This window comes from Fretibacterium sp. (genome assembly GCF_057312375.1).
This window is the reverse complement of record NZ_DBHLDX010000014.1, coordinates 1-15,287: the sequence shown is the minus strand read 5'-3', so window position 1 is coordinate 15,287 and position 15,287 is coordinate 1. Positions and strand designations below refer to the sequence as shown.

General features: G+C 65.5%; 7 protein-coding genes. 4 read left to right on the top strand and 3 right to left on the bottom strand.

From position 1 onward, the window contains the following. Positions 1 to 17: 17 nt before the first annotated feature. Together ACO41U_RS03755 and ileS are read right to left on the bottom strand one after the other, a co-directional pair. A complete protein-coding gene (locus ACO41U_RS03755; RefSeq protein WP_485941716.1) occupies positions 18 to 941 on the bottom strand; it encodes an RluA family pseudouridine synthase in 924 nt (307 codons plus the stop codon). 69 nt (positions 942 to 1,010) lie between these two features. Continuing rightward, positions 1,011 to 3,821 (bottom strand): isoleucine--tRNA ligase, encoded by a 2,811-nt coding sequence (gene ileS / locus ACO41U_RS03750; RefSeq protein ID WP_485941714.1) that lies wholly within the window; start codon positions 3,819 to 3,821, stop codon positions 1,011 to 1,013. Between the two features lie 298 nt (positions 3,822 to 4,119). Between ileS and ACO41U_RS03745 the strand changes: the two genes are divergently transcribed. Together ACO41U_RS03745 and malQ are read left to right on the top strand one after the other, a co-directional pair. Continuing rightward, the gene (locus ACO41U_RS03745; protein WP_485941712.1) at positions 4,120 to 5,736 is read left to right on the top strand and encodes an amidohydrolase; all 1,617 of its coding nucleotides are present in this window, start codon (positions 4,120 to 4,122) and stop codon (positions 5,734 to 5,736) included. 83 nt (positions 5,737 to 5,819) lie between these two features. Further along, positions 5,820 to 7,319, top strand: a complete 1,500-nt coding sequence (gene malQ, locus ACO41U_RS03740; protein WP_485941710.1) for a 4-alpha-glucanotransferase — start codon at positions 5,820 to 5,822, stop codon at positions 7,317 to 7,319. 57 nt (positions 7,320 to 7,376) lie between these two features. Here malQ and ACO41U_RS03735 read toward each other — a convergent pair whose 3' ends face one another. Next, the gene (locus ACO41U_RS03735; protein ID WP_485941708.1) at positions 7,377 to 8,543 is read right to left on the bottom strand and encodes an amidohydrolase; all 1,167 of its coding nucleotides are present in this window, start codon (positions 8,541 to 8,543) and stop codon (positions 7,377 to 7,379) included. A gap of 359 nt (positions 8,544 to 8,902) precedes the next feature. Between ACO41U_RS03735 and ACO41U_RS03730 the strand changes: the two genes are divergently transcribed. After that, on the top strand, positions 8,903 to 12,052 hold the full coding sequence (locus ACO41U_RS03730; protein WP_485941706.1) for a hypothetical protein: 3,150 nt from the start codon (positions 8,903 to 8,905) through the stop codon (positions 12,050 to 12,052). 88 nt (positions 12,053 to 12,140) lie between these two features. Continuing rightward, the gene (locus ACO41U_RS03725; protein WP_485941704.1) at positions 12,141 to 15,032 is read left to right on the top strand and encodes a S8 family serine peptidase; all 2,892 of its coding nucleotides are present in this window, start codon (positions 12,141 to 12,143) and stop codon (positions 15,030 to 15,032) included. Positions 15,033 to 15,287: the final 255 nt, after the last annotated feature.

The following is a 15,287-nucleotide window of genomic DNA, read 5'->3' as shown; positions in this document are numbered from 1 at the left end:
ACATAAAGACTTAATCCTCAGTGGTTTGGGGTATTTTGCACTATGGGAGCCAAGCCCTCCCGAAGCTCGTGGGGCAGCGGAAGGCGGAAGGAGAGCGGGACGCCCGTGACGGGGTGCGGGAAGGCCAGGCACCACGAGTGCAGGAACACGCGCCCCAGCTCCCGCCCCCTGGACGCGCCGTAGAGCGCGTCGCCAAAGAGCGGGTGCCCCAGGGCCGCCATGTGGACGCGGATCTGGTGCGTGCGCCCCGTAAAGAGGGAGCAGACCGTCAACGACGCCCCACCCCGGCGCCACAGGACGCGATAGCCCGTGAGGGCGGGCCGGCCCCCTTCCACCACGGCCATGCGCAGCGGGTTCTCCGGGTCCCGTGCGATGGGGCCGGAGAGGGTCCCCCGATCGGAGGGAAGGGCCCCCTGCGCCAGGGCCAGATACTCCTTCGTCACCTGTCGCGCCTGAAACATCCGCTGCAGCTCCTCCATGACCTCCTGACGCCGGGCCACCACCATGAGGCCCGACGTCGTGGCGTCCAGCCGATGCACGATGCCGGGCCTCAGCCGGTTCCTCAGGAGGCGCATCTCAGGGTAGCGCCACAGGAGGCCGTGAACCAGCGTGCCGCGCCAGTGTCCCGGCGCGGGGTGCACGACGAGCCCCGCGGGCTTGTCGATCACCACCAGGTCCCGGTCCTCGTACACGACCCCGAACGCCACCGGCTCCGGCTCGATCTCCATCCCCTCCGGCTCCGGAAGGGTCACGCGGTAGATGGCTCCCGCCAGGACCTTTGCAGCGGGCCTGAGGCGCCTCCCCGGCCCCTCCACCCGGCCCTCCTTCAGGAGCCTCTGGGCGAAGGAGCGCGTGACGCCAAGCCCGCGGGACAGGAAGACGTCGAGGCGCCCGCCTTCCCCGTCCCCCGTCAAGGTTTCCAGCACCTCGTCTTCGGCCATGCGGCCGCACCTCCCTTCAAAAAAAGGCCCCCTTGCACAGGGGGCCACGGTTAGAGCGGGGCACGGGGGTCAACGGGCCATTCCGCGCAGCACGGCCGCGCAGCGCGGGCACAGGCCCTCGCCGTCCGCCGCGTCGGAGTACTTCCAGCAGCGCGGGCACTTCGCGCCCTCCGTGAAGCCGCCCGCCGCCTCGATGCCCGTTTCCGCGTCCTTGAAGCGCCGGGGCAGCGTCAGCTCGTCGACGAAGTCGAAGCGGGAAACGATGCAGACGTCCGCCAGCTCCTGAGGCGTGAAGCCCTTCATGGCGGGGTCCGTGATCTGAGAGCGCTTCACCTGGACGGCAGCCTCCAGCGAGGTGCCGATGGTCTTGTCCGCCCTCAGGCCCTCCAGCATCCGGCTCACCGCGCCCCGCAGCGTCAGGGCGTTCTCCCACAGCGCGTCCAGCCCGTCGTCCACCTTGGAACGGTCCGCCGTCGGGAAGTCCGTCAGGAAGACGCTCTCCGCCAACGACGGGTCGAGAGCGCGCATCTCCTGCCATACCTCCTCCGCCGTGAAGCTCAAGAGGGGCGCCAGCATCCGGGTGAGGGCGGAGAGGACCTCCCACATGGCGGTCTGTGCGCTGCGCCGGGTCAGGGAGTCCGCCGCCTCGACGTAGAGCCTGTCCTTGCTCACATCCAGGTAGAAGGCGCTCAGCTCGTTGACGCAGAAGGAGTGGATGGTCGACATCGGCATGTGGAACTCGTAGTCCTCCATGGCCCCCCGCACCCTCTCGATCGCCCGCTGCAGGCGGTCCAGAATCCAGCGGTCCATCGACAGCATCCTCTCGTAGGGCACGGCGTCCCTGCCGGGGTTGAAGTCGTGGAGGTTCCCCAGGAGGAAGCGCGCCGTGTTTCGGATGCGGCGGTACGTCTCCGACAGCCCCTTGATGATGCCCTTCGAGATGCGAACGTCGTTCCTGTAGTCCGTGGAGGCCACCCACAGGCGCAGGATGTCCGCGCCGCTCTCGTTCACGATCTCCTCCGGAAGGATCGTGTTGCCCAGGGACTTCGACATCTTGCGCCCCTCGCCGTCCAGGATGAAGCCGTGGGTCAGGACGCTGCCGTAGGGCGCGCGGCCCTTGATGGCCACGGAGGTCAGGAGGGAGGATTGGAACCAGCCCCGATGCTGGTCGCTGCCCTCCAGGTACATCTCGCAGGGCCAGGAGAGCCCGAAGTCCTCGTTCAGCACGGCCAGGTGCGAAACGCCCGAATCGAACCACACGTCCAGGATGTTGCTGTCCTTCTCCACGTTGTGCGAGCCGCAGTGGTCGCACAGGGCCCGGTCCCCGAACAGGTCCTGAAGGGAGCGGCTCCACCAGATGGAGGTCCCCTCCGGGTCTCCGTTCACCCTCTCCGCCAGCGTCCGGATGCGGTCCGCCGTCAGCGTGAAGGCGCCGCAGTCCTTGCAGTGCATGGCCGGAACGGGGACGCCCCAGACCCTCTGGCGGCTGATGCACCAGTCGGAGCGGGTCTGCACCATGTTGTAGATGCGGTCGTGACCCCAGCCGGGAATCCAGCGCACCGCGTCGTCGATGACGTGGAGCGCCTCGTCCTTGAACTTCGTCACGTCGATGAACCACTGGTCCGTGGCGCGGAAGATGACGGGCTTCTTGCAGCGCCAGCAATGGGGGTAGCTGTGCATCAGCCTGCCCTGTCCCAGCAGCCGGCCGCGGGCCCGCAGCATCTCGAGGGCCTTCGCCCCGCCCTCCTCCAACGACATGCCGGCCACGACGGGGACGTCCTGCTCGAAGCGCCCCGTGCTGTCCACGGAGCTCGCGATCCGGAGCCCGTAGCGGACGCCCGTTTCGTAGTCCTCCACGCCGTGTCCGGGGGAGGTGTGGATGCAGCCGGAGCCCATGTCCAGCTCCACGTAGTCCGCCAGCACCACCAGGACCTCGTGGTCGTCGTAGAAGGGGTGCGTGCCCGTGAGCCCCTCCAGTTCCGCGCCGGGGACGACGAGCAGGGGATCGCCCAGGGCGAGCCCCGCGGCCGCGCACACCGTGTCCTTCAGGTCCACGGCCAGGCAGTACACCCTGTCGCCGCAGGCGTAGAATCCGTACTCGTACCGGGGGTGGACGGCAACGGCGGCGCTGGAGGGCAGCGTCCAGGGCGTCGTGGTCCAGATGACGACGTAGACGTCCTTCCCCTCCAGCTGCGGGAACCGCTTCGCCGCGCTGGGCAGGGGGTAGGCGGCGTAGACGGAGGGGGACTCCTCGTCCCAGTACTCAATCTCGCCGGCCGCCAGGGCCGTCTGACAGTCGATGCACCAGTAGACGGGTTTCAGCCCGCGATAGATCAGGTCCTTGTCCACCATAGCGGCAAAGGCGTCGAGCTCATGACGCTCGTAGCCCGGATTCAGCGTGACGTAGGGCTTCTCCCACTCGCCGAGGCCCCCCAGGCGCATAAACTGCTCCCGTTGCACGTTCAGGAAGTGCAGCGCCGTTTCCCTGCACCTCCTGCGCAGCTCCAGGGGGTCCACGCCGTCCTTCGAGATGTGGCTGTCCCTCAGCGCCCGAAGCTCGATGGGCAGGCCGTGGGTGTCCCAGCCCGGAACGTAGGGGGCATACCGCCCCGTCATCATCTTGTACTTGACGATAAAGTCCTTCAGCACCTTGTTGAAGGCCGTTCCCAGGTGGATGTTGCCGTTGGCGTAGGGGGGGCCGTCGTGGAGCACAAAGCGTTCCGAAGCGCCTTCCCGTGCCTTCAGGGCCTTGTGGTAGATGTCCTTCTCCTGCCAGAACTTCAGAAAAGCGGGCTCCCTCTTCGCCAGATTGGCCCGCATGGGGAAGTTCGTGACGGGAAGGTTCAGCGTGTCCTTATAGTCCTTCTCCTGACTGCTCATGATAAAAAAACTGCCTCCCAAAATCATTCCGCGCCCTGCCCCGTCCTTTTGGAACAGCCGCGCCGGTCTTCCGTCGGACCTCCGCTCCCGGCGGGGAACGGGCGGATCGACGGCACGATAATTGACAATCTTATCACACAAACGCGGATTTTGACGGCGAACGCCGCCTTCCGTCAGGCGATCCTAAGGACGGGGCAGCGCTCCAGGTGCCCGGGCGGCGTTCGAAAACGCCTTTTGACGTATAATTAAACACAAGAAAATTCAGCGCCCCTCCGGGGGCGAAGGAGGCTTCATTCGGATGCGGCAGACGGAAAGGATTGCCCTGATCAACGGGCGCATTCACACCCCCAACGGCATCGTGGACTCCCTGACGGTCGAAGCGGGGCGCGTGGCGACGGTCGGCGCAGCGCCCGCCTCGCGGCCCTCCGGGGACGCGAGGGTCTTCGACCTGGAGGGGCGCACGGTGCTGCCCGGCTTCTGCGATTCCCACGCGCACTTCCTGCACTGGGCGATGGCTCAGGAGCAGGTTCAGCTTGGGGGCTGCCGCTCCCTGGACGAGCTCCTGGAAACGCTTGCCGACTTCGCCGCGGAGCACCCCTTCCCCGCGGGCGGCTGGTACCGCGGCCTGGGGTGGACGGCCGAGAACCTTCGGGGGGCCGCCCCCACCCGCCACGACCTCGACGCGATCCTCCCCAACGTCCCCGTCATCCTGTGGCGCGCCTGCGAGCACGTGGCCGCGGTCAACACGGCGGCGCTGGAGGCCGCAGGCATCACGCGCGACACCCGCGTGGAGCGGGGGACCGTGGAGCTGGGCATGGACGGCGAGCCCGACGGCATCCTGAAGGAGGCGGCCGTCGAGCTCGTGGAGCGATGCCTTCCCCCCATGTCGGACGAGGACATCACCCGCCTGCTGCACGCCTATGGCCCCCTGGCGGCGAGCTTCGGCCTGACGGAGATCCACTCCGACGACCTCGCCGTCTTCTCCTTCGACTTTCGCAGGGCGGAACGGTTCTTCATGGACGCGGCCCTGGCGGGGGACCTGCCCTTCCGCCTGCGGGAGCAGATGCGCCTGCCCAGCCGGGACCTCCTCCTGGACTTCCTCTCCGACGGATGGCGGAGCGGCGACGGGGTGCCCTTCTTCCAGATCGGGCCGATGAAGCTCATCTGCGACGGCTCCCTGGGGGGAAGGACGGCCTGCCTGAGGCAGGACTACGCCGATGCGTGGGGTGAGCGCGGCATGGCCCTCTTCGACCAGGAGGAGCTGGACGACCTGGTTCTCACCGCCCACCTGTCCGGGATGCAGACGGCGCTGCACGCCATCGGGGACCGCACGCTGGACATGTGCCTCGAGGCCCTGGAGCGCGCCCAGTCGGAGCGGAGGTGGAGCGCCCGCCACATCATCGTCCACGCCCAGGTGGCGGACGACGACCAGCTCGATCGGATGCGGGCCCTGCGGCTCTGTGCCGCCGTCCAGCCCTCCTTCGTGCCCTCGGACCGCGCCATGGCGCGGGAGCGGCTGGGGCAGGAGCGGGCGGACCGAAGCTATCGCTGGCGCACCATGATGCGGCGGGGCATCGTCTTGGCGTCGGGCTCGGACGCCCCCATCGAGGACCTACGCCCCCTGGCGGGCATTCAGGCCGCCGTGACGCGAGCGGCCCCAGGCAGCGGCGAAGACGCATGGAACCCCAAGGAGCGCCTCTCCGTGGCAGAGGCCATCGCCGCCTGCACGTGGAACGCGGCATGGTGCGGGCACAACGAGGGGCGCCGCGGCGAGATCGCGCCGGGGCGCGACGCGGACCTCGTGGTGCTGGATCAGGACCCCTTCGCCGTCCTCCCCGGCGACCTCGCGGACGTCGGAGTGGACCTGACCCTCTGCGGCGGGCGCGTCACCCACAGCTCAGGCCGTCTCGACTGAGGGAGCGCGGCGGGGACGTTTGAGGCGGGGGAAAAAACTCCCCCCCTGTGCCCCGCCGGCCCTTTGGAGGTTTTTTAATTAAAATGGATAGGAGAAAATGCGGCGTGCTGCTCCCCATGACCTCGCTTCCCTCGCGCTTCGGGATCGGCGACATGGGACCGGGGGCGCGGCGGTTTGCGGAGTTTTTGCATGGGGCGGGGCAATCGCTGTGGCAGGTCCTGCCCCTGACCGCGACGGACGCGGGGTGCGCCCACTCGCCCTACAGCCCCACGTCGGCCTTCGCCGGCAGCGGCCTCCTGATCAGCCCGGAGGGCCTGATGGAGGACGGGCTCCTGAGTCCGGAGGACCTGGACAGCGCGCCCAACTTCTCGAACGACCGGGTGGACTACGGCGCGGCCGGAGCCTTCAAGGCGGCGCTCCTGCAAAGGGTGTGGACGCAGTTTCACCGCGGCGGTGAGAGCGCGGACTTCAAGGCCTTCTGCCAGAGCCAGGGGGAGTGGCTGGAGGACTGGAGCCTCTTCATCTCCATCAAGGGCGCCATGGGCGGGCTTGCCTGGCGCGACTGGCCCGACGGGTTGAAGTTTCGCCGCCCCCAGGACCTCGACCGGTTCCGCCGGGACCACGACGGCGACATCGGGCTTCAGAACTTCATCCAGTACGTCTTCGCGCGGCAGATGTCCGCGCTGCGGAGGCGCATGGCGGAGCTGAAGTTGGAGCTGGTGGGCGACGTCCCCGTCTACGTCATGGGGGACTGCGCCGACGTGTGGGCCCACCCGGACCTCTTCGACCTGGACGAGGACCTGAACTCCGTCTCCGTGGCGGGCGTCCCCCCGGACTACTTCAGCGCCAAGGGACAGCTCTGGGGCAACCCGACGTACAACTGGGAGGCCATGCGAAGGGACGGCTTCCGCTGGTGGACCGGACGCCTGCGCCGCCTCCTGACCTTCTTCGACCGCGTGCGCATCGACCACTTCAGGGGGCTCATCGCCTACTGGGCGCTGCCGGCGGACGCCGAAACGGCGGAGCACGGGGAGTGGCGCAGCGTACCCCACCGGGAGTTCTTCAGCGCGCTCAGGAGCGAGTTTCCGAGCGCGCCCTTCTGGGCGGAGAACCTGGGTATCCTCACTCCGGAGGTGGAGGAAGCCCGCACCACCATGGGGCTTCCTGGGATGACGATCCTCCACTTTGCCTTCGGGCACCCGGCGGACAACCCCTACGCCCCCCACAACCACACGCCGAAGACCGTGGTCTACACGGGGACCCACGACAACAACACCTCCCGCGGGTGGCTGATGGCCGACGCCACGCCCTGGGAGCGGGCGAACCTCTCCGCTTACCTGGGGTGCGAGGTGACGGCAGGGAGCGTGTCCGGGGTCATGACGCGCATGGCCCTGGCCTCCGTGGCGGAGACGGCCGTCATCCCCATGCAGGACTGGCTCGACCTGGGCCCGGAGGCCCGAATCAACACCCCGTCCACTACGGCGGGGAACTGGACGTGGCGCATGAAGCCCGACGCCGTCACGCCCGACCTCACACAGCGGATGCGGTCGCTCTGCGAGCTCTACGGGCGCACCGGCGCGTAACACAAAAAACGACGGGAGGAGCGGGACTAAACCCGCTCCTCCCGTCGTTTTTTCGCTTCAGCTCAGGTTGTCGTAGACCGTGCCGTCGATGATGGTCCGCTCGCACCGCGTGAAGTTGCTGAAGGGGTGCCCGTCCCACACCGCGAGGTCCGCGTCCTTGCCCGGCTCGATGCTTCCCATCCGCTCTCCCAACCCCAGCAGGCGCGCTGGACGGATGGTGACGGCCTCGAAGGCCGCCCTCTCGCTCAGGCCATGGGCCATGCAGAGGCCGACGTGCATCGGCAGGTACTTCGTCCCCGAGGAGGTGTCCGCCGTCAGGCAGAAGTTGATCCCCGCCTCCTCCATCTTCGCGGGCGTCGTCAGCCTCCGGCCCCAGATCTCCATCTTGCTGGGGGGCATCGTCAACGGGCCGATGACGCAGTCCACGCGGTGCTCCCTCAGGAAGTCCAGGATCAGGTACCCCTCCGTGCAGTGCTCGATGGAGAAATCCAGGTGGAACTCCTCGGCGATGCGGATGGCCGTCACGATGTCGTCCGCCCGATGGCAGTGGATGCGGCACTTCCTCTGGCCCCGGACGACGGGGACCAGCTCCTCCAGCGCGAAGTTGCGCTTCGGCCTCTTTTCAGGGTCCGCCTCCTCCGTCCGAAGCTCCTCCGAGTAGTCCAGCGCCTCATAGAGCGTTCGGCGCAGGATGGCGGCCAGGCCCATGCGCGTCATGGGGGCCCGCTTCTGCTCGACGCCGTAGACCCGCTTCGGGTTCTCCCCCAGCGCGAACTTCATGTGCTCCGAGCCGGGGATGGCGATGTCGAAGACAGTTGAACCCCGTTTTGTCTTGAAGCTGATGCCGGTGCCTCCGATGACGTTGGCCGACCCAGGGCCGGTGTAGCAGGTGGTGAAGCCGGCGCGCCGGGCCTCCTCAATGGCGATGTCAAAGGGGTTCAGGGCGTCGATGCCGCGCACCTGGGCCGTCACCGGGTCGGTCTTCTCGTTTCCATCGATCTGGCCGGGCAGGGTGTTGGGCTCGTTAAAGGTCGAGATGTGTGTGTGGGCGTCGATCAGTCCCGGCGTCAGCCACTTCCCCGTCAGGTCCAGGACCTCCGCCCCGGCCGGGACCGCGACGTCCACACCACAGGCCGCGATCTTTCCGTCCTCCACCAGGACCGTGCCGCGATCGAGCGTCCTCCCCGCAACCGTGACGACCCTCGCGTCTTTCAGGACAAGCATCTTTCAGAAAAACCTCCAACCATCAGGATATTCTCACACGACGATTGTACAACGAAATCCCGTCGAAGGGCAGTCCGCCTCTATGGCAGACCGTCCCCTCCGGTGCTTACGACGGAGCACCAGGGCCTCAAGGCTTCCGTCCTGCATCGGGCCACACGGCGCATCCAATAAAGGATAAACCAATAATATTTATTTAAAATAATTCAATTTGTAAAATAATTATTCATCTTGTAGATGTCTAAGTAAAGATGTATAATCTCGATTCGTTTTCCAAAATCATGTCTTAGCAGCAAAGGAACATTTCCCTCTGGCTTTCGTTTTGAAGAGGGGGTTCCAATCTTGTAAGGAGGGACATCGTTTTGAGAGGTAAGCGAAAAGTGTTGGGTTGGCTGGTGCTGACGGGTGCGCTGGCGGCAGGGGCCGCCTGGGCCGCGGCAAACGTTCTGGAGGTCCCCGCCGGGACGACACAAGACGCCGATTTCGCCCTGACGCCCACGGAGGACGACGGCGCCTTCAACACCATCCGGGGAGGGGGGCGCTTCGAGGGGTCCATCAAGGGCGAGTCCGGCAGGACGCGGGTGCTTCAGCTCACGGGTACGGGCAGCAGCCCTCTGACCGTAGCCCCCAGGGCCCAAAAGTCGATCGACGGCGACACGGGGAACAAAACCTTCCAGATCCTCGTGAGCTCCGACGCCGGCAGGAGGGTCGTCGTCAGGGGATCGAACGGGGACAACCCCCTGGATGAGGAGCTCAGGACCCATTACAGCGGGGGGACGCTGATCCGCAGTGGCGTGCTGAGCGCGGCCGACAACGCCCTTGGACAGAGGTGGGTCGGCATCCTGAGCGCGCCGGACCCGGTGAACGCGCCGACCCTTGCGGCCGACGGCCCGGTCTCTCTAACCCTGGGCGACTCCGCAGGAGCCGCGGTGCAGCCCCTGCTGCTGTTCGTCGAAAGCGAGGATGCCGGGAACGACCGCCTCACCTATGGCGTCGTCGACACCCCAAACCAGCAGGAGCTGACCCTTCGGCACGGCCTGGGCCAAAGGCAGGTCAAGCTGCCCAGAGCCATGGCTCAGGGGGACGAGCTGGCGGAGTTCGAGGCGTTCGACAACGACTTCTACGGATCCCCTTCGGGCAAGGGTTTTGTCCGCCTGGTCAAAACGGGCAAAGGGATCCTGACGATTGGTTCCAACACAGGGGCACAGAACCTCGCGACCGCCGGGGACAAGGGCCTCGACGCGAAGGCCCTGGACGGGGCGCATCATCTGGGCGGCACGGACGTGCGGGAGGGCAGTCTGGTCGTCCTTGCCGGGGAGGTCAGAGTCCCCGGCGACCACTTCCGCGGCTCCCTGGGCAGGGTCTGGACGTCCTTCCAGGGCAGCGGGTCCCTGGCAGACACCGAGCCCTTCAGCCGGGGACGTCTTAGGGAGAAGGCGCTTCACGCGGAGAGCAATTACGTGTTCTATTACTTCTATAACCCCCTCTGGATCAGGAAGGGCGCCAGCGTCGCCGTGGACCGCAGCCAAATATTCAGCCAGCTGAACGCCGAGGCCGGCTCCACGTTCGAGGCGAAGCCCTACGCCGTGGGCGGGCAACTCCATTACCCCTACGTCGTGGTGACCTTGGACGGGAACGACTCACACGTGGACGGGCTGCTGAAGGGCATGTTTCACCTGGTGCTCGATTCCAGGGTTGGGAAACGTCACCCCAAAGGTTTTACGTCCCAACACAATGAATATTCGGGGAGAAATTCCACCCTGTTCCTGAATAACCCCGGGAACGAAATTTCCAAAGAGGGCGAGACCCTTGTAGCCAATGGAATTTTAGCGCTCGCAGGCGCCAGGTCCATCGGCGGAGGCAAGGTGACGGTCGGTGCTGTCAAGGAAGAGGACGGCTTCGAGACGGGAGAGGCGGCTATTCTAACGGCATCCCAAACCCTGGAGGTGGTCGGCAAGGCCGAGATCAAGCAGGGGGGGGCTCTGGCGGCCGAACAGGGGCAGGTGCTGTCATTCAAAGATATCACAATCAAAGCAGCCAAAGGTCAAAACGCTCGGGGCCGCCTTATGGTCAATCCTCTCGTCCCGGGCAACAGCCACAACCTGAGCGGCACGGTGGAGTTCGGGGGCGATGGCAGAACATACAGGTGGGCAAACCCCTTATACATACGTATCTGGAACGGAGCGTTGCGGCTGAGTGGCCTGCCGGTGAAGACGGAGGCTCAGGAGGCTGCCGGGAAAGAGCCCTATGCCAAAATAACGACGGATGACGTATATGACAGCAATCAAGAACCAACTAAGGAGGGCACGGCCCTCTTCATAGGCAGGGGCGCCAGAGACCTCTCCAGGAACGTGGACCTGAGCCTGGGGAAATACAGCCGCATCGGCGTCGTTCCCAATGACGGCGACGTCGCCGGCACGCGCGCCGAGGCGGCGGACAGGAGCCCCATCTTCAAGGCCAAGACGATCGATTATTACTACCTGGGAGGCGATGGGCCCCGCCTGACCATCCAGCTGGACCCCTCGCAGCTTACGGCCAGGACGCTCAAAAAGGGCTGGATATCCCTGGTCGGTTCCGTTAAGGCGGATAACTGGAAGAAGCTGAGCGCCAAGGACGCGGCGGGGGAAGCCTTTGCGAAGGTCCGGGTCTCCTGGCTGAACGCCTCGAAGGACATCGTCCCGGGCAATGCCGCCTCTGAGGACGCAAGCGCCCGGGTTCACCTGGACGACGATAAGTTCACGATCCTGCTCGAGGTCTTCGAGGACGTCAAGGCCCCGGAGAATCCCGCGCCGCAGCCGAACCCGAACCCCAATCCCAATCCCAACCCTGGGCCCAACCCCAATCCTAACCCTAACCCGAACCCCGGGCCCAATCCCAATCCTAATCCCGGGCCCAATCCCACCCCCTCTCCTGACAAGCCTGACCAGCCGTCGCCGGACAAGCCCCAGCCGGACACCCCGGCGGACCCGGACGAGAACGCCGTCCCGAGGGATCCGGAGCAGTGGGAGGTGACGACAGGCGAGCCGGACGCGGCGGGGAACGTGCCCGTGACGCTGAAGACGCGGTTGTCGCTACCCAGGCCGCTGGTCGCGGGCTCTTTGAAGGCGGACACCGCGGGGTTCGTCACCGGAACGCTCACGATCGACGCCGTGCAGGAGAACGGTGCGAGGACATCCTCCGAGACCCTGGAGTCGGAGGTTTTGGAGGAGTCCGCGTCTGCCGCGTCCAATAGTTATAGTCTCCGGATAGAGGGCAAGGTGGCCGTGGGCCAGTGGGATACGGCCGGCATTCGGTCGATCCGTTGCCGTCTGGAGGGCGTCGAGGGCGAAAAAACGATCAACCTGGGCGAACGGGGAGTTCCTCTGAAGTCCATGAAGAAGCAGGGTCCCGAGACGAAACCCGAGGAGAAAAAGACCTCCGGGAGCGGCGGATGCGACGCCGGCTTTGGCGGGCTGCTCCTGCTGGTCGCTGCGGTTCTGCTTCCGTACCGCAGGGCACATAAAGCGAAGTAAAACGGTTTACGTCATGCGGCCCCCGCCGTGCTTTTGGGGGCGGGGCCGCATTTGTTGCTGTCGAAAGTATGGGTAAAGGAGTGTTTCGATGTTGAAGCGTTGCAGGTGTTGGCTCTCGGTCCTGCTGGCCTGTCTGCTGTCGGCGACGGCCTGGGGATCGGAGCGCTCGGAGTACGTCGAGGGGCAGGCCCTGGTGGTGCTGAAGGGCGGGGTCTCGCACGTGACGGCCGCGGACGTCTCCCACGGGGGGGCCCGAAGCCAGCTGAACCGCGTGGCGGCCTCCGCCCGGGCCCGGGTCCTCAGCACGTATCCCGCGCTGTCCGAGGCATCCGGCAGGGAGGTCTTCGCCCTGGTGGCGTCGGACCATAAGACAACGGAGGAGCTAGTCCGGGAATTGGAGAAGAACCCCAACGTCCTGGCCGCCTCTCCGAACTACAGGGTCTACCCTTTGAAAAGCCCGGACGACCCCCAGTATGCGGACGGCAGCCTTTGGGGGATGAAGAAGATCAGAGCCCCGGAGGTGTGGGATACGACGACGGGCAGTCCGGACGTCTACACGGCGGTCATCGATACGGGCATCGCCAGGGACCACGAGGACCTGAAGGACCGCTTCAGCTTGGAGTACAGCCGCAACTGCTGCGGTGGAGAGGAAAAGGACATCGAGGACAGGAAGGGCCACGGGTCCCACGTCTCCGGGACCATCGCGGCGACGGGGAACAACGCCAAGGGCGTGGTCGGGCTCAACTGGAACGGGGGGATCATCGCGCTCAAGGTCTTTCCGGACGGGAAGGACGGCGCGTCGGACGCCGACATCGCGAAGGCCCTCGACTACCTGACGAAGCTCCTGCAAGGGAACCCCTCCTTGAAGGTCCCCGCCGTGAACCTGTCGCTTGGAGGATACGAGCGCAACAGTCCGGGGAAAAACGTTGGATCGCCCATGTGGCGGGCCTACAAGGCGCTGAGCGACCTGGATCGGACCGTGATCGTGGTCGCGGCCGGAAACGAGGGCCTTGAGGTCGGCAGGCCGGCACCCTTCACGGATTACTCGAGGAGCGTCATCCAGGGCTATTACAACTACCCGGCCTCCTACATCGGGATCGATAACCTCGTTGTCGTGGGCGCCATGCGGAGCGACGATCAAGGGGCCTCCTTCAGCAACTGGAGCGACACGAACGTGGACATCGCGGCCCCGGGGGTCGGCATCCTGAGCACGATTCCGAAGGTTGCGCCGGACGAGAACGGTTCGCCGTACAACAAGGATTACGTCCAGTGGAACGGGACCTCCATGGCGGCGCCCCACGTGGCGGGGGCGGTTTCCCTTCTGGCCTCCGCCTTCCCGGACAAAAAGGCCTCGGAGCTCAAGGCGGCCATCCTGGAGGGGGCGAACCGGGATATCAACCCCGTCGCGAACCCCGACTCGGAGAGCTCCAATCACAAGGGGCTCAACGCGCTGGGGCAAAAAATTTCCGTCTGGGGAATGCTGGACGTGAAGGGTGCGTACGATCGGCTCAAGACCGGAGGCTCCACCTCCCCTCACCCCCTCGAGGTCCCGCGGGACTCCTGGAACATCTCTGTGGGGCCCGGAAGGGCGGGATATAAAAAGGTCGTCCTCACGGCGAGCTTCGACCTTAAGCCCTTGAAGGGCAAAGCGCCCGGTGCCGTAAAGGTTTTCTGGAGGAACGACCCGGAGAGCGTTCAGGCTGTCCTGGACGTTTCCTCAGGGACAGGGCGGATCCGCATCGAGGGGACAATCTCGGAGGACCTGCTGGACTATACCGTCCTCAGGAGGCTCACCTACGAGGTCGATAACCGCAGCTTCGCCGCAAAACTGCAGGGCGCGCCCATGCTTCTCCGCAGGATCGCGGGGTATCCGCCCATTCCGCCGTCCTCGGTGGTCCTGAAAAAAGGAAACTGGAAGGTCTTCATCAATAAGGAATCCGACGGCGATACCTGCCGCGTCTGGGTGGAGGCGCCCTTCAACACAGGGTGGCGCAGCCCATCGAGTCCCGACGTCCAGGTCGTCGGCGTCCCCGGGGTCGAGTTGATCAGGGCGCCATACTTCGACTACGCACAGGACGGAAGCGGCTGGCGGCTCAATTGGCGGGGCAAGGTCCCGACCGCTCAGCTCAAGGCGCTCGGGATCGCCTCCATCAAATACAGGGTCGGAGAGTGGGACGAGGAGATGGAGGCGACGCTGTCTCCGTCTCCGATGATGGTCAGGGATATGCGCGGCTTCAAGGACCCTTCCGATCCTACGCCGCAGCCGAACCCGAACCCCAATCCCAACCCTGGGCCCAATCCGAATCCCGGCCCCACTCCAAACCCTCAGAACCCCACTCCGGACAAGCCCGATCAGCCGGCCCCGGACAAGCCCACGGAGCCCTCTCCCGGCAAGCCCGACAACCCGTCGCCGGACACGCCCAGGCCGGATGAGCCGACAAACCCGGACGACAACGCCGTCCCCAAGGACCCGGAGCAGTGGGGAATCTCCGTTGGCGAGCCGGACGCTGCGGGGAACGTACCCGTGACGCTGAAGACGCGAATATCTCTGCCCAGGCCGCTGGTTGCGGGCTCATTGAAGGCGGACACCGCGGGGTTCGTCTCCGGAACGCTCACGGCCGACGCCGTGCAGGGAAACAGTGCAAGGACGTTCTCCGAGGTCTTGGAGTCGGAGGGTTTAGAGAAGTTTACGTTTGCCGCATCCAATAGTTATAGTCTCCGAATAGAGGGCAAGGTGGCCAGGGGCCAGTGGGATACAGCCAGCATCCGGTCGATCCGCTGCCGTCTGGAGGGCGTCGAGGGCGAGAGGACCATCGGCCTAGGGAACCAGGGACTCCTCCTGAAGTCTATGAAGAAGCAGAAGCCAGAGGTAAAGCCCGAGGATAGGAAGACCTCCGGGAGCGGCGGATGTGACGCCGGCTTCGGCGGGCTGCTCCTGCTGTCCGCCGCGGCTCTGGTCCGTCGGAAACGCTGCCGGTAAGTTCACATTCTGTATCTCGTACGGCTTTTGGGCTAGGACCGCTTAATTAAGAACGGATAACGAAAAGCCCGATCGCAGTTAAACAGCGTGGTGCCCCGCGGTAAAACCGCGAGGCACCACGCTGTTTGAAGACCTATTCCTATTGATATTAAGATGCAATGCGCAGACTACCGCCCCTTTCCAAAACCATATGTCAATAGTCGCTAGATTGTCAAGCTAAAAGCAACAGGCAAATTGAAAAAAGGCCTCATTAGG